The 21,212-nt window shown below is 62.7% G+C and carries 21 protein-coding genes and 1 pseudogene; 10 read left to right on the top strand and 12 right to left on the bottom strand.

The genetic code is table 11. From position 1 onward, the window contains the following. Positions 1-21 precede the first annotated feature (21 nt). The 4 genes from ychF to ACYHH6_RS29965 form a co-directional block, all read right to left on the bottom strand. Positions 22-1,125: a redox-regulated ATPase YchF gene (ychF, locus tag ACYHH6_RS29980; RefSeq protein ID WP_352588433.1), complete on the bottom strand. Its 1,104-nt coding sequence runs from the start codon at positions 1,123-1,125 to the stop codon at positions 22-24. Positions 1,126-1,221: 96 nt separating this feature from the next. After that, positions 1,222-1,962, bottom strand: coding sequence for an aminoacyl-tRNA hydrolase (gene pth / locus ACYHH6_RS29975; RefSeq protein ID WP_352588435.1), 741 nt, complete (start codon positions 1,960-1,962; stop codon positions 1,222-1,224). 21 nt (positions 1,963-1,983) lie between these two features. Beyond that, positions 1,984-2,628, bottom strand: coding sequence for a 50S ribosomal protein L25/general stress protein Ctc (locus ACYHH6_RS29970; protein WP_488500501.1), 645 nt, complete (start codon positions 2,626-2,628; stop codon positions 1,984-1,986). A 277-nt stretch (positions 2,629-2,905) separates the two neighbouring features. Further along, a complete protein-coding gene (locus tag ACYHH6_RS29965; RefSeq protein WP_352588439.1) occupies positions 2,906-3,943 on the bottom strand; it encodes a LacI family DNA-binding transcriptional regulator in 1,038 nt (345 codons plus the stop codon). Positions 3,944-4,225: 282 nt separating this feature from the next. Between ACYHH6_RS29965 and ACYHH6_RS29960 the strand changes: the two genes are divergently transcribed. The 7 genes and pseudogenes from ACYHH6_RS29960 (at position 4,226) to ACYHH6_RS29930 (ending at position 10,332) form a co-directional block, all read left to right on the top strand. Next, positions 4,226-5,245 (top strand): sterol desaturase family protein, encoded by a 1,020-nt coding sequence (locus tag ACYHH6_RS29960; protein WP_352588441.1) that lies wholly within the window; start codon positions 4,226-4,228, stop codon positions 5,243-5,245. A 95-nt stretch (positions 5,246-5,340) separates the two neighbouring features. Then, positions 5,341-6,321, top strand: coding sequence for a sugar ABC transporter substrate-binding protein (locus tag ACYHH6_RS29955; RefSeq protein ID WP_352588444.1), 981 nt, complete (start codon positions 5,341-5,343; stop codon positions 6,319-6,321). A 200-nt stretch (positions 6,322-6,521) separates the two neighbouring features. Next, positions 6,522-7,523 carry an ABC transporter permease gene (locus tag ACYHH6_RS29950; RefSeq protein ID WP_352588581.1) on the top strand — a complete coding sequence of 334 codons (1,002 nt, stop codon included), beginning with the start codon at positions 6,522-6,524 and terminating at the stop codon, positions 7,521-7,523. Then, entirely contained in the window at positions 7,523-8,314 is a 792-nt protein-coding gene (locus ACYHH6_RS29945; RefSeq protein WP_352588447.1) for an ATP-binding cassette domain-containing protein, read from the top strand. The genes ACYHH6_RS29950 and ACYHH6_RS29945 overlap by 1 nt, the downstream gene beginning before the upstream one ends. A gap of 100 nt (positions 8,315-8,414) precedes the next feature. Further along, a complete protein-coding gene (locus ACYHH6_RS29940) occupies positions 8,415-8,726 on the top strand; it encodes a MocE family 2Fe-2S type ferredoxin (RefSeq protein WP_352588450.1) in 312 nt (103 codons plus the stop codon). A 1-nt stretch (position 8,727) separates the two neighbouring features. Then, positions 8,728-9,510 (top strand): TIM barrel protein, encoded by a 783-nt coding sequence (locus ACYHH6_RS29935; RefSeq protein ID WP_352588453.1) that lies wholly within the window; start codon positions 8,728-8,730, stop codon positions 9,508-9,510. A 10-nt stretch (positions 9,511-9,520) separates the two neighbouring features. Continuing rightward, positions 9,521-10,332 (top strand): annotated as a pseudogene (locus tag ACYHH6_RS29930) (3-methyl-2-oxobutanoate hydroxymethyltransferase). A 16-nt stretch (positions 10,333-10,348) separates the two neighbouring features. On the opposite strand, the gene ACYHH6_RS29925 reads toward ACYHH6_RS29930, so the two are convergent. Then, entirely contained in the window at positions 10,349-10,777 is a 429-nt protein-coding gene (locus ACYHH6_RS29925; protein WP_352588459.1) for a MarR family winged helix-turn-helix transcriptional regulator, read from the bottom strand. A 152-nt stretch (positions 10,778-10,929) separates the two neighbouring features. Here ACYHH6_RS29925 and ACYHH6_RS29920 point away from each other — a divergent pair, with 152 nt between their 5' ends. Continuing rightward, positions 10,930-11,772: an alpha/beta fold hydrolase gene (locus ACYHH6_RS29920; protein ID WP_352588462.1), complete on the top strand. Its 843-nt coding sequence runs from the start codon at positions 10,930-10,932 to the stop codon at positions 11,770-11,772. Between the two features lie 76 nt (positions 11,773-11,848). Here the strand turns inward: ACYHH6_RS29920 and ACYHH6_RS29915 are convergent, their stop codons facing one another. Together ACYHH6_RS29915 and ACYHH6_RS29910 are read right to left on the bottom strand one after the other, a co-directional pair. After that, positions 11,849-12,763, bottom strand: a complete 915-nt coding sequence (locus ACYHH6_RS29915; protein WP_352588465.1) for an alpha/beta fold hydrolase — start codon at positions 12,761-12,763, stop codon at positions 11,849-11,851. A 146-nt stretch (positions 12,764-12,909) separates the two neighbouring features. After that, positions 12,910-14,154 (bottom strand): MFS transporter, encoded by a 1,245-nt coding sequence (locus tag ACYHH6_RS29910; RefSeq protein WP_352588468.1) that lies wholly within the window; start codon positions 14,152-14,154, stop codon positions 12,910-12,912. Positions 14,155-14,334: 180 nt separating this feature from the next. On the opposite strand from ACYHH6_RS29910, the gene ACYHH6_RS29905 reads away from it, so the two are divergent. Beyond that, positions 14,335-15,213, top strand: a complete 879-nt coding sequence (locus tag ACYHH6_RS29905) for an AraC family transcriptional regulator (protein WP_352588471.1) — start codon at positions 14,335-14,337, stop codon at positions 15,211-15,213. Positions 15,214-15,312: 99 nt separating this feature from the next. Here ACYHH6_RS29905 and ACYHH6_RS29900 read toward each other — a convergent pair whose 3' ends face one another. The 5 genes from ACYHH6_RS29900 to pgeF all read right to left on the bottom strand — a co-directional run bounded on the left by ACYHH6_RS29900 (position 15,313) and on the right by pgeF (position 20,092). Continuing rightward, positions 15,313-16,284 (bottom strand): Bug family tripartite tricarboxylate transporter substrate binding protein, encoded by a 972-nt coding sequence (locus tag ACYHH6_RS29900; protein WP_352588474.1) that lies wholly within the window; start codon positions 16,282-16,284, stop codon positions 15,313-15,315. A 110-nt stretch (positions 16,285-16,394) separates the two neighbouring features. Then, positions 16,395-17,330: a ribose-phosphate pyrophosphokinase gene (locus ACYHH6_RS29895; RefSeq protein ID WP_142869247.1), complete on the bottom strand. Its 936-nt coding sequence runs from the start codon at positions 17,328-17,330 to the stop codon at positions 16,395-16,397. Between the two features lie 159 nt (positions 17,331-17,489). Next, positions 17,490-18,092: a hypothetical protein gene (locus tag ACYHH6_RS29890; protein WP_352588477.1), complete on the bottom strand. Its 603-nt coding sequence runs from the start codon at positions 18,090-18,092 to the stop codon at positions 17,490-17,492. A 54-nt stretch (positions 18,093-18,146) separates the two neighbouring features. After that, positions 18,147-19,298, bottom strand: coding sequence for a M24 family metallopeptidase (locus tag ACYHH6_RS29885; RefSeq protein WP_142869245.1), 1,152 nt, complete (start codon positions 19,296-19,298; stop codon positions 18,147-18,149). Beyond that, on the bottom strand, positions 19,298-20,092 hold the full coding sequence (gene pgeF, locus ACYHH6_RS29880; RefSeq protein ID WP_352588480.1) for a peptidoglycan editing factor PgeF: 795 nt from the start codon (positions 20,090-20,092) through the stop codon (positions 19,298-19,300). The genes ACYHH6_RS29885 and pgeF overlap by 1 nt, the downstream gene beginning before the upstream one ends. A gap of 151 nt (positions 20,093-20,243) precedes the next feature. Here pgeF and ACYHH6_RS29875 point away from each other — a divergent pair, with 151 nt between their 5' ends. Beyond that, positions 20,244-21,143, top strand: coding sequence for a hypothetical protein (locus ACYHH6_RS29875; protein WP_352588483.1), 900 nt, complete (start codon positions 20,244-20,246; stop codon positions 21,141-21,143). Positions 21,144-21,212: the final 69 nt, after the last annotated feature.

Below are 21,212 nucleotides of genomic sequence, written 5' to 3'. Positions count from 1 at the left end.
GGCGCGAGATACCTTCGCGCCTCAAGTGTTGAACTTGAACAGCAGTACGTCGCCGTCCTGGACGACATATTCCTTGCCTTCGTCTCGCGCCTTGCCGGCTTCCTTGGCCGCTACTTCGCCGCCCAACGTGACATAGTCGTTATAGGCGATGGTCTGGGCGCGGATGAAGCCCCGCTCGAAATCGGTGTGGATGACGCCGGCTGCCTGCGGGGCCTTGTCGCCCTTGTGGATGGTCCAGGCGCGCGTCTCCTTCGGCCCGGCGGTGAAATAGGTGATCAGGTGCAACAGATCGTAGCCGGCGCGGATGACCTTGTTGAGGCCCGGTTCGTCGAGCCCGAGCGAGGACAGGAACTCCATCTCTTCCTCGTCCGAGAGCTGCGCGACTTCGGCCTCGATCGCGGCCGAGATCACCACGGTGCCGGCGCCCTGCGCGGTGGCCATCTTTTCCACGGCCTGGGTGTGCTCATTGCCGGTGGCGGCGTCCGCTTCGGCGACGTTGCAGACATAGAGCACGGGATGCGAGGTCAGAAGGTTCAACCCCTGCAGGATGCGCAGGTCCTCCGCTGAAATGCTCTTGAGCAGGATGCGCGTCGGCTTGCCGGCCTGCAGCAGCTCGAGGGCCGCTTCCATCATCGGCAGCACGGTGGTGGCTTCCTTGTCCTTGCTGCCGGCACGCTTGCGGATCTGCACGATGCGGCGCTCGAGGCTGTCGAGGTCGGCAAGCATCAGCTCGGTCTCGACCGTCTCGGCGTCGGCGACGGGGTCGATGCGGCCCTCGACATGGGTGATGTCGTCATCCTCGAAGCAGCGCAGCACATGCACGATGGCGTCGACCTCGCGGATGTTGGCGAGGAACTGGTTGCCCAGCCCTTCGCCCTTGGAGGCGCCACGCACCAGGCCGGCAATGTCGACGAAGGAGATGCGGGTCGGGATGATCTCTTTTGACTTGGCAACCGCGGCGATCTTCTGCAGCCGCGGATCGGGCACCGCGACCTCGCCGGTGTTCGGTTCGATGGTGCAGAACGGATAGTTGGCGGCCTGCGCCGCCGCCGTCCTGGTCAACGCGTTGAAAAGCGTCGACTTGCCGACGTTGGGCAAGCCAACGATGCCGCATTTGAAACCCATTTTTGTCCGGTCCTATCGGGAAAGCGAAATTTGATGAGGGCTATGGGCGATAGGGGTGAGGAACGTCAAGCCCTGCGGTCCCGATCCTATCGAGGCTCAGTCTTTCTTGCCGAACAGTTTCTTCAGCATAGCGGCCATCGGTCCGCTTTCCGGCAGCTTGGCCGGCGCCTGCTGCGGTCGTGCCTGGCGGATGTGGCTCTGGGCTTTCGGGCCTTGCGCCTTCGGCGTCTTGGCCGGCGGGCGGTCGTCATCGCCGGTCGGCACGAGCTTGTCGCGCAGAGCCAGCGTGATGCGGTTCATGAATGAATTGTCGTCGCCCTTGGCCAGCAGCCCGGCATCGTCGGCGATGGTATCGAGCAGCACGTTCAGCCATTCGCGGTCGGCCTTGGCGAAATCGCCGAGTACATGGCCATGCACCATTTCCCTGACGCCCGGATGGCCGACACCGATGCGCACACGGCGATAATTCTTGCCGATGTGCTGGTCGAGCGAGCGGATGCCGTTATGGCCGCCGGCGCCGCCGCCGACCTTGACCCGCAACTTGCCGGCCGGCAGGTCGATCTCGTCGTAAAAGACCGTCAGCGCCTCGGGGCCGAGCTTGTAGAAGCGCAAGGCTTCGCCAACCGCCTGTCCCGACAGGTTCATGAAGGTCTGCGGCTTGATCAGGAGAATCTTTTCGCCGGCAATCGTGCCTTCGGCGATCAGGCCCTGGAACTTCTTCGACCAGGGCGAAAAGGAATGGCGGCGGGCGATAGCGTCCGCCGCCATGAAGCCGACATTGTGCCGGTTATCAGCGTATTTCGCGCCCGGATTGCCGAGGCCTGCAAAGACAAGCATCGTGCGCTCCGGACCCGAAAATTACTTCTCTTCGGCGGCAGGGGCCGCCGCTTCGGGGGCTGCCGCTTCCGCCGTCTCTTCCGCCTCCGGCTTCATCGCCGAGGAGCCGGCAATGGTCGCGATGGTGAAGTCGCGGTCGGAGATCACCGGCTTGACGCCGGCCGGCAGGGTCACCGCCGAGATGTGGATCGAATTGCCAATGTCGGCGCCGGTGAGATCGACGGTGATGAATTCCGGGATCGCGTTGGCCGGGCAATGGAACTCGACCTCGTGACGCACGATGTTGAGCACGCCGCCGCGCTTGATGCCGGGCGACTTGTCTTCATTGATGAAGTGGACAGGCACGTCGACATTGACCTCGGTGTCCTTGCCGATGCGCAGGAAGTCGACATGGACCGGGAAATCCTTGACCGGGTCGAGCTGGAAATCCTTGGGCAGAACCTGGATTTTCTTGCCGTCGACATCGATCGTGGCGATCGTGGTCAAAAACCCGCCGCCATGGATTTTGTAGAAGACGTCCTTGTAGTTCAGCGCAATCGCCAGGGGAGGCTGCTTGTCGCCATAAATGACTGCAGGCACTTTACCGTTACGGCGAACTGCACGGGCGGACCCCTTACCGACCTGTTCGCGCGCTTCGGCCTTGAGCTCGTAAGTATCGTGGCTCATGGCATTTCCTTTCGCGTGTTATGGAGCGTTTGCGGCGGGCAATGTGCCTGAACCGTAAACGTCGAAAGCCGCCAGGCCTGGATGTCCGAATGCGAGAAGCCGCATACGCGGACCTTTATTCGGGATCACAAGGGGAAGGCAGCCTTCCGCCGCGTTGCCTCCAAGGGTGTCTACGCGGGTGGCGGCTCTATAGCGGAAGGTGGGAAAGGGTGCAAGTCGGCCTTTGGCGCCAGAGGTAGGCCATTCCGGCCGCGCTGTGAACTCACATATCCACCGCCTAGATATTCTCTCGCGTATAGATCTCGAAAGGCAGGATGGTCGTGACATTGCCGCTTTCGTTCGGCGCAGACACGGCGCGGACCATGCCGGCTAGCGCTTCCTGCGCTATGCGGGCGAGTGGGTGCGAGATGACGAAGGTCAGCGTGCCGTCGAGGAGTGCCGGGCGGGTCGAGTCCATCAGTTCATAGCCGACGACGACGATGCTGCCGGCGCGGCCGGTGGAGCGGAGCGCGGCGATGGCGCCGGTGATGCCACCGCCGGCGACATAAAGGCCGGACAGATCCGGATTTTCGTTGAGCAGCTTTTCGGTCATCTCCTGCGCGATGGCGCTGGATTCGAAGGTCAGCAGCGGCTCCAGCAGCGTGAAACCAGGCGCGTGCTCGCGGAAATAGGAGCGGAAACCGCTTTCGTTCATCTCCTGGCATCGATAGCGATGATTGCCGACGAGGATGCCGAGCCTGCCGGGCGCTTTGCAGACATGCTCGAACACCCAGGCCGCGGTGCGCCCGACCTTCCAGTTGTCGAGGCCGATATAGTTGACATGGCCTGTCGCCGAGATCTGTGAGATCAGCGCGAAGACCGGCACGTTGCGGGCCTGCAGCGCATCGACCGCCTGGCTGACGAGAGGATGGACCGCGGCGACAACGCCGACGGCGTCGCATTCGGCGCCTAGCGCCAGCAGGCGGGCGGCGACGTTCTGCGGTGACAGATCGTCGAGAAACTCGGTGCGCAGTTCAATCTCGCAGTCAGGCATGGTCGGCGCCACCGCGCGCAGCGCCTCGGCGATGTTGCGATAGAAGGCGCGGCCGGGCTGGTGCAGCAGGAAGCCGAAGCGGTAGCGCGGCCGGGCGGCCGCTATGCGGCTGCGCAGCGCGCCCATGCCGTAGAAGCCGATCTGCTCGGCCGCCAGCCTGACGCGCTCGCGCGTGCCCTGGCGGACGGCGCCGGCGCCGCTCAGCACACGGTTGACGGTGGCCACCGAGACCTTGGCCTCGGCGGCGACATCCCTGATCGTCGGCCGCTTGTTCTGATCCATTTCGTCTCATCCGTCTGTAGCAATTGATACGAAGATATCATTCGCTGCGCACGATTGATATGAATGACACAATCAATTTGGAATAAACATTCTATTCTTGATTCATTTTGGATCAAGATGTTTATCTCAGCAAAAGCAAGCAAGGCGGACGCACCGCCAGCCCAGGGATAGCAGCAGCACAGGCAGACGAGTGTTCGCCCACCGCTCCGGCGGTGCCAGGCAGCGCGCGCGTGCGGCCCATCCCAAGGCGTTGCGGTGCGGCATTGCGGGTGGAGGATTGGCATGGACGATCTCAAATACGGCGCGCGCGACAAGCGCGGTGACTGGAAGCCGAACGGGCGCATCGAGGGCGCGCCGTTGTTGAACTGGCCGCCTAGGCTGCCGAAGATCCTGGCATGGCTGCCCGGCTATATCTGGCCGTGGAATGCGTTCCACATGGCCACGGCGCTGATCTACTGGTTCTATGTCGTCCCCGGCGTCGAGACGATGAAAACCCTCAGCTGGGGCTGGGCGTTGTGGCTCTACGCCGTCAACGCCGTGGCGATCCTGGTGTTCTACGGCATCTTCGAGCTGCGCTATTACATCAAGCGCGCCCAGGCGACGCGGTTCAAATACAACCACAAATTTCCAGGCGACGCGCCCTCGGATGTGTTCTGGTTCCAGAGCCAGAACCTCGACAACTTCCTGCGCTCGTTCTTCATCACCATCCCGTTGTGGACCGTGGTCGAAGTCATTTTCCTGTGGTGCTTTGCCAATGGCTACGCACCGTGGGTCAGCTGGTCGGATCATCCAGTCTACCTCGCCGCACTGGTGCTGATCGCGCCGGCCGTCCACGAGGTGCATTTCTTCTTTATCCACCGCCTGATCCACTGGGGACCGCTGTATCGCTGGATCCACTCGGTCCACCACAATTCGATCAACCCCTCGCCGTGGTCGTCGCTGTCGATGCATCCGGTGGAAGGGTTCCTCTATCACGCGGTGGCCTTCTGGCACCTTGTCATCCCGTCCAATCCGATCGTCGCGCTGTTCCAGCTGCATGTCGCGGGCTTCGGCGCCGTCAACGGTCATCTCGGTTTCGACAAGCTGGAGGTGAGCGACGACACGGCCGTCGATAGCCATGCCTACGCGCATTACCTGCACCACAAATATTTCGAGGTGAACTACGGCGGCGACGGGCTGATCCCGCTCGATCGCTGGTTCGGCACCTGGCACGACGGCACCAGGGAGGGCGACGCCATGATGGACGCCCGGTTCCAGAAAAAGAAAGAACGCATGAACGCCAAGGCTGCGGCGAACCATTGATCAATTGACGGCACGCGCAACGGGAGAGGTGCGCGCGCAGATGAATTCAACGTTTTTCTAAATCCGTCCAAGGACGGCAACCGGGAGGAAATGACATGAAACGCACCACGAAACTCTTGACGGCGATGATGACGGCGGCAGTGCTGGCGACATCAGCCACAGCCGCGATGGCCGACGGGGCGAAGATCTTCGTCATTGGCGGCAAGGCGGACGACCCGTTCTGGTCGAAGGTCAAGAAGGGCGCCGACGACGCCGGCAAGGTTGCCGAACTCACCGGCGGCTCGGTCACCTGGCTCGGTCCGCAGAACTACGACAATCTTGGCCCTGACGCGGCCAAGCTGATCCGCACCGCGCTCAGCCAGAAGCCCAGCGCCATCGTCGGCCCCGACTGGGTGCCGGAGGCCATGGATGACGCCTTCAAGGAAGTCGTTGCCGCGGGCGTGCCGCTCATCATCTACAATTCCGGCGGCATGGATGCAGCCAAGCGGCTCGGCGCCATGAACTATGTCGGCAACGAAGAATACACGGCTGGTCTGGGCGGCGGCGCCTATTTCGGCAACCACGGCGCCAAGAACGTTTTGTGCGTCAACACCTTGCCGGGCTCCACCAACACCGAAGACCGCTGCAAGGGCATCGCCGACGCCATCGGCAAGAGCGGCGGCAAATCGAGCCAGCTGCCGCTGCCTTCATCCAGCTTCGGCAATCCGACCGCGGTCGCCGAGGCGATCAAGGCCGCCGTGTTGAAAGACAATACGCTCGACGGTGTCATCACCATCAGCGCCGGCGACGCCAACAGCGCGGCCAACGCCATCAGCCAGGCCAGTGTCGGCGACAAGGTCAAGCTTGCGTCGTTCGACATGGACGAAACCGGCCTGCAGCGCATCAAGGATGGCACGCAATTGTTCGCTGTCGACCAGCAGCCCTATTTGCAGGGCTATCTCGCGGTGTCGCTGCTGAACGGCTTCGTCAACTATGGGCTGGACCTGCCGACGAAACCGGTGCTGACCGGGCCGGGGATCGTCGACGCGGCCAATGTCGACGCGACGATGGGTGGCGCGGCGGCCGGCGCCCGGTAACGCTGGCAGTTGCCTTCTCCCCTTGTGGGAGAAGGTGGATCGGCGCGCAGCGCCGAGACGGATGAGGGGTGTTGGAAGCAACGCCAACGCCTCACTCCGCCCAGCCCCCTCATCCATTGTTCAAGCCAGGGAACACTTCGATGACATCCCAAGCCCATCACCAACCCGCAGTGGCAGCGACAGCGCCCGCGCACTCTTCGATGCCCTCGATCGGCAGCCTCGTGCGGCGCCCGGAGGTCGGCTCGCTGATCGGCATGATCGCCGTTCTTGTCTTCTTCTCGATGTTCGGCGGCGCCAATTTCCTGTCGGCCGGCGGGTCCGCCAGCTGGCTCAACGTCGCTTCGGAACTCGGCATCATTGCGCTGCCGGTGGGGCTGCTGATGATTGCCGGACACCTCGATCTCTCCATCGGGTCGATGATCCCGGCCAGCTCAATGACCATTGCCATCCTCTCGGGCCACTTCGGGTTGCCGATCATCGTCGGCATCCTCGCGGCGCTTAGCCTCGGGCTGGCCGTCGGCTTCATCAACGGGGTCCTGGTGATCCGCACCAAGGTGCCGTCCTTCGTCGTTACGCTGGCAACGCTGTTCGCATTGGCCGGCCTGACGCTCGGCCTCTCGGTCATCCTGTCCGGCAGCACGAGTGTGGCGCTGAAGAGCGGGCCGACCGCCAAGCTTCTGTTCGGCGACTATCTTGGCGGCAAGTTCCAGGTCACCCTGTTCTGGTGGATCGCCATCATCCTGATCGTCGGCTTCATCCTGAATTTCTCGCGCTTCGGCAACTGGATCCTGGCCATGGGCGGCGACGCCGTCAGCGCCCGCAATGCCGGCATCCCGACCGACCGGGTTACCATCGCGCTGTTCATGAGCAGCGGCCTGTGCGCTGCCTTCGTCGGCATGTCGCAGGCGATCCTCTACAACAGCGCCCAGGTGGCGGCGGGACAGTCGTTCATCTTCAACTCGATCATCGCGGTGGTCATCGGCGGCGTGCTGCTCACCGGCGGCTACGGCTCGGTGGTCGGCATCGTGCTTGGCACGCTGACCTTCTCCATCGTCAACCAGGGCATTTTCTACACCGGTTTCGACGCCAACTGGGCGAGCCTGATCATCGGCGTCCTGCTGCTTGCCGCCGTGCTGATGAACAACACATTCCGCACCATGGCGTTGACCTACGCGCCGCGCACCAGACAGAGGGCCCGCTGATGACCGCGCCTCTGCTCAGGCTGACGGCAATCAACAAGTCGTTCGGTCCGATCGACGTCCTCCACGACATTTCGCTGGAGGTCAGCGCAGGCGAGGTGCTGTGCCTGCTCGGCGACAATGGTGCCGGCAAATCGACGCTGATCAAGATCCTCTCCGGCGTCCACAAGCCGACATCGGGGACAATGGAAATGGACGGCAAGGCGGTCGAATTCGCCAGCCCGCGCGACGCCAGCGACCATGGCATCGCCACCGTCCACCAGTTCGGCGGGACGTTCGCGCTGATGAGCATCGGCCGCTCCTTCTTCGTCGGCGCCGAGCCGACACGGCGCTGGGGGCCGCTCACCATCTACGATCGCAAGCGGGCCAACGAGATCGCCGTCACCGAGATGCGCCAGCTCGGCATCACCCGCATCGACGATGGCGACCGCCTCGTCGGCGGACTGTCGGGCGGCGAACGCCAGGCGCTGGCCATCGCGCGCGCCGTGCATTTCGGCGCCAGCGTGCTGATCCTGGACGAGCCGACCGCGGCCCTTGGCGTCAAGGAGGCGGCGCATGTGCTGCGCATCGTCTTGCAGGCACGCCGCAAGGGCATCGCGGTCATCTTCATCACCCACAATGTCGTCCATGCGCTGACCGTCGGCGACCACTTCGCCGTGCTGATCAGAGGCTCCAAGGCTGCCGATTTCCGCAAGGGTGAGAAAAGCCGCGAAGCGATCACCGATCTGATGGCCGGCGGCGAGCAGATGGCTGAGCTCGAAGCCGAGATCGAGAGCTTCAGCGCGACACAGTGAAGACGCCCATCTCCTCCTCCCGGGCATCTTCCTGTGCGGCCGGCGGAATTCCGCCGGCCGCCTTTTCAACCAACCAGAGACAGACTTGCAGGAACCAGCAATGGCAAAGTGGATTGATGCGTGTGCGACGGACGATATCGAGGAAGAGGACGTCATCCGTTTCGATCACGAAGGCCGGACCTTCGCCATCTTCCGCAGTCCGGACGATACCTTCTTCTGTACCGACGGGCTGTGCACGCATGAGAAGGTGCATCTCTGCGACGGGCTGGTTATGGAATACAGGATCGAATGCCCGAAGCACAACGGCGTGTTCGATTACCGGACCGGTGAAGCGGTGCGCGCGCCGGTCTGTGTAAACCTTAAAACTTACAACACGAAGGTCGAGGACGGCCGCGTGTACGTCGAGGTCTGACATGTCCGATACTTTTACGCTTGCGGCTTGCGCGGAAATGCTTTGGCGCGACCGGCCGATGGAATTCCGCGTCAAACGCCTCACCGAAATGGGCTTCCAGGTCGGTCTGTGGAACTGGCCTGAGCACGACCTCGCAATGCTGGAGAAATCCGGCGCTACCTTCTCGATCATGAACGGCTATCTGCGCGGCCGACTGGCCGATGACGAGGGCGCCGCCGAACTGTTGAAGACGGCAAAGGAGACGGCGGCGGTCGGCAAGCGCCTCGGCGTCGCACGGCTCAATCTGCACGGCACCGGGCTGGGCGAGGGCGGCTTGCCGGTCACGCCTTGCGAGATCGTTACCGGCGCGATGTGGCTCAAGGCACGCGACACGCTCAACCGAATCGCGGACCTCGCAGACGCCGAGGGCGTTACCTTCACGCTGGAGAATCTGAACCTTCCGGTCGACCATCCCGGCGTGCCGTTCGGGCGGGCCGAGGATACGCTGGCGCTGGTGTCGAGCGTGAACCGGCCGGGGCTCCGCCTCAATCTGGACCTCTACCATGCGCAGATCGGTGAGGGGAATCTGATCGAGCTCTGCCGCGCCTGCCTGCCATGGATCGGCGAGGTGCAGGTTGCCGATGTCCCGGGACGCATGGAGCCCGGCACCGGCGAGATCAATTATCGAGGCATTGCCCGTGCGCTGAAGGCCATGGGTTATAGCGGGCCGGTCGGCATGGAGGCGTTTGCCTCCGGCGATCCCGAGGCGGCGCTACTGGCCTTCCGCGACGCTTTCACTATCTGAGGGAACAACAATGGTCACCAAGAACAGCCGCCCCACCGTAGCCGACATCCGCGCCATGAGGCTCGCGGGCAGAAGATCTCCATGCTTTACGTCACCACGCTCGAAGAGACTGCGGCAGCGGATGCGGCCGGCGTCGACATGCTGTCGATCGAGGGCCGCTTCTTCTCACCCGAAATGCGCGAGGCAGCCGGCCGGTGTTTCGTGCAGGTCGGACTACCCTACGGCCCCGCCGGCAATCTGGTCACCGCAGAGGATTATCTCAAAACCGCCTACCACTTCATGCGCATCGGCGGCGACTGCTTCTACTGTGCCGCCTCGCTCGATATCCAGAAGGCGCTCTGCGACAACGCGGTTCCGGTCGTCGCCCATGTCGGCCTGATCCCGTCGCAATGCACCTGGACCGGTGGCTTCAAGGCCGTCGGCAGGACAGCCGAGAGCGCGCGGGCGGTGTGGGATCACGTCAAGCGCCTGGAAGCCATTGGCTGCTTTGGCGCGGAGCTCGAGGTGGTGCCCGACCGGATTGGCGAACTGATCACCAGGAATACGCCGATGATCATGCTTGGCATGGGCGCCGGGCCGCATGCCGACGCGCAGTATCTTTTCAGCGAGGACGTGCTCGGCCACACGGCTGGCCACAGACCGCGCCACGCCAAGACCTACCGCAACTTCGCCGCCGAGTATGAACGGCTGCAGCGAGAGCGTGTCGCCGCCTATCGCGAGTTCATCTCCGACGTGCAGACGGGTGCGTATCCCGAACCGCAGCACGTGGTCCCTATCACCGACACGGAACTGTCCACTTTCAAGGCAGATCTGGGGCTGTAGCGTTTTCGCTGCCGACCTACCGGTCGCCGCTCAACGCATCGCGCAGCGTCTGGATCTGCCGGTTCAGGGCATCGAGCTGAGACAGCGTCATGCCCGAGCGCTCGATCAGGGTTTCGTTGAGGCAGTTGCACTGGACGAGCAGGGCGCGGCCGGCTGGGGTCAGGTCGACCTGCACCTGGCGCTCGTCGGTCTGGCTGCGCTGACGGGTGACCAGGCCCGCCTGTTCCATGCGCTTCACCAATGGCGTGATCGTGCTCGATTCCAGAGCGAGCCTGTGCGCGACCGCACCGACCGACATGCCGTCGGCCTCGGCAAGCGCGTTCAGCACGAGGTACTGCGGATAGGTGATCCCCATCTCGTCCAGCATCGGCTTGTAGGTGCGGTTGATCGCCATTGAGCTGGCGTAGAGGGTGAAACAGAGCTGATTGTCCAACGGGAGAGGCACGATATATTCCTTTGCCGACTGAGCGTTTCAGATATGTACCACGAAAAATTATATCGCGATACATATTTTCTGTAGACAAGGGTTTCGATCTGCGCTAGTCATATCGTTATCGCGATATTGATTATCGCGAAAGACAATTAATGGAGATTGAGATGACCAAGCCCGGCAGCAGCACGATCACCACCAAGGACGGAACCGAGATTTTCTACAAGGATTGGGGAACCGGCCAGCCCATCGTTTTCCATCATGGCTGGCCGCTGAGCAGCGACGACTGGGACGCACAGATGCTGTTCTTCCTGTCGAAGGGCTACCGCGTCATCGCCCATGACCGGCGCGGCCATGGCCGCTCGACCCAGACCGATACCGGCAACGAGATGGACACCTATGCCGCCGACGTCGCGGAACTTGTGGCGCATCTCGACCTCAAGGGCGCCATCCATATCGGCCATTCCACAGGCGGCGGTGAAGTGGCCCGCTATGTCGCGAAGTATGGTTCAGGCGGCCGTGTCGCCAAGGCGGTGCTGATCGGCGCCGTGCCGCCGATCATGCTGAAGACAGCGGCAAATCCTGGCGGCCTGCCAATCGAAGTGTTCGATGGCTTCCGCGCTGCCCAGGCCGCCAACCGCGCCCAGTTCTTCCATGATGTTGCAGCCGGTCCGTTCTACGGCTTCAACCGTCCCGGCGCCCAGGTATCGCAGGCGGTCGTCGATAATTGGTGGCGCCAGGGCATGATGGGCGGGACCAAGGCGCATTATGATTGCATCAAGGCGTTCTCGGAAACCGACTTCACCGACGATCTGAAGGCCATCGACGTGCCGGTGCTGGTCATGCATGGCGACGACGACCAGATCGTCCCGATCGCCGACTCGGCGCTGCTGTCGGTCAAGCTGCTCAAGAAGGGCGAACTCAAGGTCTACAAGGGCTTCCCGCATGGCATGGCGACTACCCACGCCGATGTCATCAATGCCGACCTCTTGGCCTTCATCAAGGCCTGATACCGTCTAGCTGGAACAAGCAAGGCACCCGCCGTCAGGCGGGTGCCTTGTGTTTTCATTGAAATGTCCGCGGGACCTATTTGGCGAGAAAACCCGTGATCAGCTTGACGGTGGCGTCGGGATTTTCCTCCATGATCCAGTGACCGGAGGCGGGCACAATGCCACCGGTGACATCGGTCGCAACAAGCCGCAGTGTATCTGCCTGCGTGGTGCCGGCGGATTTTTCCCCACCAACTGCCAGCACCGGCATGGTCAGTTTGCCGCCGGCGGCGAGCATCGCTTGGTTGTCGATCGCGTCCTGGTCAAAGGCCTTGAACTGCTCGAAAGCGTCATGCATCGCATGCGGGCGGGCATAGAGTTTGGCGTAGTGCTTGCGCGTTGCCTCGTCGATCTTCTTGGGGTCGGCCGACAGCTCATTGTAGAAGCGGTCGAGATAGATGCGCTCGCGCCCCGCGACCAGCCGCTCCATGTCCGGGCCGCGGAAGTTGAAGTGCCAAAGCAGCGGGCTCTGCTTGATCTTTTCCCAGTCTCCGATGCCGGGCAGCGGCGCATCGATGATGACCCATTTGGTGATGCGCTTGGGATATTGCGCGGCAAGCGCATAGCCGACCATGTTACCGATGTCGTGCGTGACCAGGTCAGCCTTGTCGATCTTCAGCGCGTCCATCACGCCGGCGATGTCGACGGCCTGGTTTTTCTTGGTGTAGCCCGCCTCCGGGTGAGCGGACAGACCCATGCCGCGCAGATCGGGCACGATGACGGTGTGATCCTTCGCAAGTGCCACCGCCGCGGCGCCCCACATGTCTCCGGTATCGGCAAAGCCGTGTAGCAGCACGACCGCGGGACCTTTCCCGCCGATGCGCACATAGAGTTTGGTGCCGTTGGTTTCGACGGACTGCGTCTTGAAACCCGAGGGAAAGGGAACGATGCGTGCCATAGCCGGCACGGTAACAAAAAGCACACCCAACACAGCCAACACGATCTTGCGCATATCATTCTCCAGAGACGTTGAGGATCTGTGGCAGCGTCGCCCCGCGCACACGTCTCGAACACTAACAGGCTTTTCACTCGGGGAAAGAATCAATAAGGGCGTGGCAGCTGCCACGCCCTTTATGTCGAGTCCTGGAGATCGGTGTCTTAGCTGGCTATCGCCTGTGCCTTCCTGGCTTCCTTCATGTTGGGCAGGAACACCGTCAGCAGGCCGAGCAGCGGCAGATACGAGCAGACCTGGAAGACGAAATCGATGCCCTTCATGTCGGCAACGACGCCGAGCACGGCGGCCGCGATGCCGCCCATACCGAAGGCGAAGCCGAAGAAGATGCCGGCGATCGTGCCGACGCGCCCCGGCACCAGCTCCTGTGCAAACACAACGATGTTGGAGAAGGCCGAGGACAGGATCAGGCCGATCAGCACCGTCAGCACCATCGTCCATTCGAAATTGGCGTAAGGCAGTGCCAGCGTGAAGGGCAGCACACCAACGATCGAGAACCAGATCATCGCCTTCTGGCCATAGCGGTCGCCGAACGGGCCGCCGAGCAGGATGCCCAGCGCCGAGGCGCCGAGGAACAGGAACAACATGACCTGGCTCATCTGCACCGAAACGCCGAACTTATGGATGGAATAGAAGGTGTAGTAGCTGGAGAGCGAGGCGATGTAGGCGTTCTTGGTCAGCACCAGCAGCGTCAGCACGGCCAGCGCTCCCATGACCTTGCGGCGCGGAAAGGGCGAGACGAAGCTTGCCGCCTTTTGGCTGCCCTGCGCGGCGCGCATCCGGCTGTACCAGCCGCCGACCCGCGACAGAACGATGATGCCGATCAGCGAGCCAACGGCGAACCAGGAGATGCTGGTCTGGCCGAAGGGCACGACGATGAAGGCGGCGAGCAGCGGCCCCATCGACTGGCCGAAATTGCCGCCGACCTGGAACAGCGATTGCGCCAGGCCAAAGCGGCCGCCCGAGGCGAAACGGGCAATGCGCGAGGATTCCGGATGGAAGATTGCCGAGCCGATGCCGATCAGCGAGGCGCCAACCAGAAGCAGCGCGTAGTGGCCGGCATAGGCGAGCACGATCAGGCCGATCAGCGAGGACGCCATGCCATAGGGCAGGGAATAGGGCATTGGCCGCTTGTCGGTGATCATGCCGATGATCGGCTGCAGCAGCGACGCCGTGACCTGGAAGGTGAAGGTCAACAGACCGATTTGCCAGAAATCGAGACCGTAATTCTCTTTCAGCAGCGGATAGATCGCCGGCAGCAGCGACTGCATGATGTCGTTGATGCCGTGGCAAAAGCTCACCGCCAGGATGACGGTGAAGGCGGTTGCCTGGACTGAAGGGAGGCTGGCGCTCGGCTGCGGCGCAATGCTGGCGGCTGTTGTATCGGTCAAGGCAGGCTCCGAGTCTTTTTGGCGGGCGTTTGCCCGCAGGCAGGCTTGGCGGCCGCATCTTGCGGACCGTCTTAAGGACGCTCGTCTGAAGCGCCTTGGGGGACGACTGCCTTATAAGCCGCTTGCGAGGCGACTTCTTTCGTGGTTTGGTCCAATAGTTTCGCAAGTGGGCCATAGCCAATGCCACATGGCAGGGACGTCTTCCGCGCCGGCAATGCCGATCTCGGCCGATTGCACGAAAGCCGCTGGCAATGGCTCGAGGAAGTTTCCGGGCCGGCGGTGGCTTTGCCGACCGAATATCCCGACGGTTATCACGTGCCGCAACACCGCCACAGCCGCAGCCAGTTGCTGCATGCGCTGGTCGGTGTCGTGCTGGTGACGACCCGGTACGGGCGCTGGATGGTGCCGCCCGACCACGCAATGTGGATACCGGCCGGCACCGAGCATTCCGTCGAAATGCTGGGCGATGTTTCGATGCGCTCCGTCTATGTCATGCCGGGCGCGATCCCCGGGCTGCCGGAAGGTTTGCGCGTCGTCGGCGTCACCGAACTGATGCACAGCCTGATCGTCGAATCAGAAAAGCTGCCTCAAGGCGGCGAACTGGAAGGACGCGGCGGGCTGATCATGAACCTGCTGTTGCATGAAATACCGATCTTGCCGGAACGGCCGCTCGGGCTGCCGTTCCCGTCCGATCCCAGGCTGGCAGCGCTCTGCCGGCGCTTTGTCGCCGCACCGTCTCCGCATGCCACGATCGACGAGTGGGCCGATGCCGCCGGGATGAGCCGGCGCTCGTTCACCCGCGCCTTCCACCGCCAGACCGGGCTGTCACTGTCGACATGGCGCCAACAGGCGTGCCTGTTTGCAGCACTGCCCAGGCTCGCCGACGGCGAGCCGATCACCAGGGTGGCGCTCGATCTCGGTTATGACAGCGTGCCGGCCTTCATCACCATGTTCAAGCGCATGCTGGGCGCCTCGCCGCGCGGCTATATGCGAGGCGCGCGCGACAATGGCGAAGCCATGCGGCGAGCCCCGCCTCGGCTTGAGGCTCCGGCACCATAGAGCGGGTCACCGTTTCACGGAAACGATGACCCGCTCTATCTCTTTGGTTTTACGCAATTCCGGACGGAAAACCGCTTCACACTTTTCCTGGAATTGCTTTTAGTCCATCTGGACGCCGCTGGCCTTGACGATCGGCTCCCATTTGGCGAGCTCGGCTTTCACATGCGCTCCAAGCTCCTCCGGGGTGGAGGCCACGATCGAGGCGCTGAACTGGGCCATGCGGGCAATCACGTCTGGATCTTTCAGGGATTCAACTGCCGCTTTCTGAATCACGGCAATCACTTCCGGCGGCGTGCCCGCGGGTGCGAACAAAGCATTCCAGCTGTAGGTTTCATAGCCGGGAATGGTCTCGGCAATGGCCGGTATGTCGGGGAAGGAGGGGACGCGCTCCTTGGTGGTAACGCCGAGCGCTCTCAGCGTCCCGCTCTTGATATGGCCCGATGAGGACGGAAGGTTGTCGAACATCATCGGCACCTGATTGCCGATGACGTCGTTCAAGGCCGGTCCGGCGCCCTTGTAGGGAATGTGCTGCATGCTGACGCCGGCCATCGTCTTGAAAAGCTCGCCGGAGAGATGCAGCGGGGTGCCATTGCCCGAGGAGGCGTAGGCGTATTTGTCCGGGTCCTTCTTCAGCATCTCGATCAGTTCCTTGACGTCCTTGGCGGGGAACGCAGGGTTCACGACCAGGACGTTCGGTACCAGGACAAGCAGCGATATCGGCGCAAAATCCTTCTCCGCATCGTAGGGCTTTGTCTTCAGGATAAGAGGGTTGAGCGCGTGTGTCGCAACCGTGCCCATGAGGATTGTGTAGCCGTCCGGTTCGGCCCGGGCGACTTGGGCAGCACCAATGCTGCCGCCGGCGCCGCCGACATTTTCGACGACAATCTGCTGGCCGAGTTTTTCGGACATCTTGTTGGCGACGAGGCGCGCGACCAGATCCGTCGAGCCGCCAGCGGAAAAGGGAACAACCATTGTGATGGTCCGATCCGGGAAATCGGCGGCCCAGGCCGCCGGCGCCGAAAAGGCGGCCGCGATGGAAACCGCAAGCCCGAGCAAAGTCCTTCGCCGCATTTGCTACTCCTCCATTGTTTGGAGGAGCAGTATGCCATGCCAAGCGCGTCAGGAGAAACGTCTGGTTCCCGCAACAGTGCAGATTACGGGCCGCTAATGTGTGCGTCCGCTTAGTCGAACAGGCTCGACACGGACTCTTCGGTGGCCGTGCGCGAGATCGCCTCGCCCATCAGGTCGGCGATGGAGATGACGCGGATGTTCGGCGCATCGAGCACGCCCTGCGTCGGCTGGATCGAATCGGTGATCACCAGTTCCTGCAGCTTCGAGCCGGCAATGCGGGCAACTGCCCCGCCCGACAGCACGCCATGGGTGATGTAGGCAGTGACGCTGGTGGCGCCGTTGGCGAGCAGAGCATCGGCGGCGTTGCACAGCGTGCCGCCGGAATCGACGATGTCGTCGATCAACAGGCAATCCTTGCCGGCAACGGCGCCGATGATGTTCATCACTTCGGATTCACCGGGGCGTTCGCGGCGCTTGTCGACGATGGCCAGTTGGGCGTCGAAACGCTTGGCCAGCGCACGGGCGCGCACCACGCCACCGATATCGGGCGAGACGACGACGACATTGGCAAGCTGCTTGTATTTCGCCTTCACGTCGCGTGCCATCACCGGCACCGAGAACAGATTGTCGGTCGGAATGTCGAAAAAGCCCTGGATCTGGCCGGCATGGAGATCGAGCGTCAAAACGCGGTCGACACCGGCGCGGGTGATCATGTTGGCGACCAGCTTGGCCGAAATGGGCGTACGGCCCGAGGCGCGGCGATCCTGCCTGGCGTAGCCGAAATAGGGGATGACCGCGGTGATGCGCTTGGCCGAGGAGCGCATGAAGGCATCGATCATGATGAGCAGTTCCATCAGATGATCGTTGGTCGGAAATGAGGTCGACTGCAGGATGAAGACATCCTCGCCGCGCACGTTTTCCTGGATCTCGACGAAAATTTCCTGATCGGCGAAGCGTCTGACGCTGGCCTTTCCCAGCGGGACGTTGAGATAGCGGGCGACCGCTTCGGCCAGCACCCGGTTGGAATTGCCCGCGAAAAGCTTCATGCACCGTTCCTGGCGAAGGATGGAGAGGCGCGACAGACTCTCGAAAGCCTCTTAACCGGGCTTTTAGCGAGCCGTGCCGGTATTGCAAGCCTCGTCAACCGGATTCCGCCGGCTAATCTCAAAAACGTCAACGCGTGACGAATAGCGGTAACAGGCGGATCAGCCGGCGCTGCTGCCGAGCCAGGCCGCGAACTGGTCGATCGTCTGGTCGGCGATTGCCTGCATGGTAGCGGGGGCGACGGCGGGCCAGCCTTCGGCGCCACTGACTGAGGCCGCCTTCTGCTGGCCGTTGATGCGGTGCAGCCGGTTGCCGGCGGGGTCATAGACGTCCCAGACATAGATGACGGTGGTGTCCTTGCCTTCCGTCATGGTCGAGAAGTAGCCCTTCAGCACATGGGTGGCTGTCTGATCGGTGCTGCCGGCAAGGGTGATGCCGCGCTGCCTGGCGCGGGTCTGGAGTTCGGCTGTCAGCGGCGTTGCCGCTTCCACCGAGGCGCCGACGATCGGCGCGATCTGCAGCCGCGTCTTCGACAGGGCGGCGGCGGCCTGCGCGGGATTGGCGGGTGTTGTGGCGCCGACGGCCGGCGGCGAGGGCGTGCCAGCTGGGGCGGTGCCTGGGGTTGCCGACGGAGGCTGGGCCGGTTGGGCAGAGGCTGCCGGCGGCGTGATGGCGGACGGTTCGAGGACGTCCTTGGCGTTGGTGCAACCGGCCAGCACAAGCGCTGCGAGCAATGACACGGTCGTCACACGCGATCGTCTCATCTGCCCGAAACTCCTTAGCCGTGAACGCGCCCGCGTGGACCAGCCATTATGGATTCACTGTACGATCAAGTCGAGATCATGGCGTGAAAGCGGCTTCGGCTGGGATTCGGTGGTCAGGTAGGTGCGGCCAAGCGTCATTGCCGTCTCGGTTTCGGAGTCCATGATGATCATGTGCGCGAACAGCGTCATGTTGGGCGCGATCGGCTCGGGATTGCCCTGGTAGAACATCGGCATGTCCATCCAGGACGGGGTGAAGCGGGCGCCGACCGAGTAGCCGCAGGCGTTGAGCCGGTGCTTGGTCAAATTATGCGCTTCCAGCGTGCGGGCATGGGCGTCGAAGACATCGCCGAAGGTGTTGCCCGGCGTCATCGCCTTCTCGACCGCCAGCAGGGCGGCGCGGGCGGCGTCGAACAGCTCCTGATGGCGCTTCGACACCTTGCCGGTCAGCACGGTGCGCATCATCGGGGCGTGATAGTGGTGGAAGACGCCGGCCCATTCGAGCGTCAGCTGGTCGTTCTTGGTCAGTTTGCGGCGCCCGGCCTTGTAACGGCAGAGCAGTGCGTCGACGCCCGAGCCGATGATGAATTCATTGGCCGGATAGTCGCCGCCGCCGGCGAAGACCGCACCCTGCATGGCGGCAAGGATCAGCGCCTCATCGCCGCCCTGCTTGATCAGCGGCAGGGCCGCGTCGAGCGCGTCATCGGATAGATTGGCGGCCTTTTCGGCCTTGGCGATTTCGGCCGGGCTCTTGAACAGGCGCAGACGGCCGACAATGCCGGAGGCGTCGGCGATCTGGCCAAAGGTCTGCAACTGCTCGTCGACGCGGCGGCCATTGAAGGCGGTCAGGCCATGGGTGTCGTATTCGACGCCGATGCGGGCGCCGAGCAGATTGAGGTCGTTGAGCAGGTTGCGCAGGTCGATCGCCGGGTTGGCGCCGTCGCGGTCGGTCCACAGGACGATCTTGTCGATGATCGAGGTGTGGCGCGCCTGGCGCAGATCGGCCGACCGGGTCAAAAGCACCATCGAGCCATCGGCCTTTACCACCAGGCACTGGAAGAAGCAGAAGCCGAACGTGTCGTAGCCGGTCAGCCAGTACATGCTCTCCTGGGCGAAGAGCAGCACTGCGTCGAGCTTCTTCTCGGTCATCTCGATCATCAGCCGGTCACGCCGGGCGTCAAACTCCGAGCGTTCGAAATGCAGCGCCATTATTCATTCTCCAAAACAATTGCCGAAACCTGCCGACCGTAGTCCGGTTCCTTGCGATGCGTGGTGCGCCGGTAGGAATAGAAGAGATCCTCCTCGGCATAAGTACAGCGGCCAAGCCCCTCGGCGATCACGCCAGCCTTTTTCAGCCGGTCGACCGTATAGAGGTTGAGGTCGAACATCGCATGCCCCGGATTGGCCGAAGGGATGAAATAGCTGATGTTTTCGGCATCGGCTTCGACAAAACGGGCGACGAATTCCGGCCCGACTTCGTAGTTTTCAGGACCGATGGAAGGGCCGAGAACCGCAACGATGCGCTCGCGGCGGGCGCCGAGGCTTTCCATCGCGGCAATGGTGTTTTCAAGCACGCCGGTGAAAGCGCCCTTCCAGCCGGCATGCGCCGCGCCGATGACGCGCGCCTCTGCATCGGCAAACAGCACCGGGCCGCAATCGGCTGTCGAGGCGCCGATGGCGATGCCAGGCCGGTCGGTGACGACGGCATCGGCCTTGGGCCGTGGACCGGGGAAGGGTTCGTTCACGATGACGACGTCGGGCGAGTGAACCTGATGCGCAGTCAAGAGATGGCTGGCCGGCACGCCCATCCAGGCAGCGACGCGGCGGCGGTTCTCGGCGACCAGCGTCTGGTCGTCATCCGAGCCGGTGCCGATGTTGAGCCCCTGGTAGATGCCGCTGGAGACACCGCCGATACGGGTGAAGTAGCCATGGCGGATGCCTCGCGGCTTCGCCGCTTCTAGCAGCGGCGAGCGAACAGGATCCGGTTTGGTCTGATTCAGCATGGATGGGTTTGTTGTCCGCGCCAGCGCTTTCGTCAAGGCGAAGTTCGGCCAAGCCAATGCGGCAGCCATGCCGCATTGGCTCCGAGTTGGCGAAAAGCGGGCATTCGACTATAGGCGATGGCCAGACAATTTCCGGGGCGGGCGAAAGTGCATGGGCTGGAATCCAGTCAAAAGCCTGATCCGACAGATCCACCGAAATCGCCAGATGCGCAAGGCGAAGGATTTTCGCAACGCGCTGGTGAAAGGCTATTTCCGCTCACGCAATGCAGCGTCGGGGGCGGAATTTGCCGAAGAGTTGCGGCGAACCGGCGCGCGGCATTTTTGCTTCTCCATCGCCTACAACACGCCCTGGGTCATCGATGCGCTGACCAAGGCATGGCTGACCTATTCGAGCGGGATGACGCTGGTGGTCATCGACAATTCGTCCAAGCCCGCGGCGCGGCAGGCGATCGAGGCCATCTGCCGGCGGCGCGGCATTGCCTATTTCGGCTTGCCGCGAAATCCCGAATGGAATCCGAACCGGTCGCATGGCATTTCGATGAACTGGGTTTTTCATAACATCGTGCGCCCGCTGCGGCCCGACCTGTTCGGCTTTCTCGACCATGACTGCTTTCCGGTGGTTGCCCTCGATATAGCCACGCGCATGGCGGGCACGGACGCCTACGGCACCAAATACCCCGCCAAAAGAGGCCATGAAGGTTGGTATTTCTGGGCGGGGCTTTGCTTCTTTCGCTTTTCCGTCGTCGAGGACCTTGAGCTCGATTTCACGCCGCGCTTCGACACCGGGCTCGATACTGGCGGCGGCAACTGGCCGATGCTGCGCGACCGGCTGGACGACAGCAATATCGTCAATGCCGAGAAGACCACGATCAGCCTGAAGCTCGGCGGCATCGAGGCCGACCATCGCATGCTGGACAACAGCTTCTTTCATGTCGGCGGCGCTTCGTATCGCGGCCTGATCAGCACACGGCACTATCGCCAGCTGATGTGCGATCATGTCTGGGAGACCTACCTTGGCGGTGTGGCGGAGCGGCTTGTAAACGACCTCTAGAGCGTTTCACCGTTTCACGGAAACGGCGAACCGCTCTATCTCTTTGTGTTGACGCAATTCCGGACGAAA

Source organism: Mesorhizobium sp. P171375 (assembly GCF_057786075.1).
Note: the sequence above shows the minus strand (reverse complement) of the source record. Positions and strands in the feature narration are given on the sequence as shown.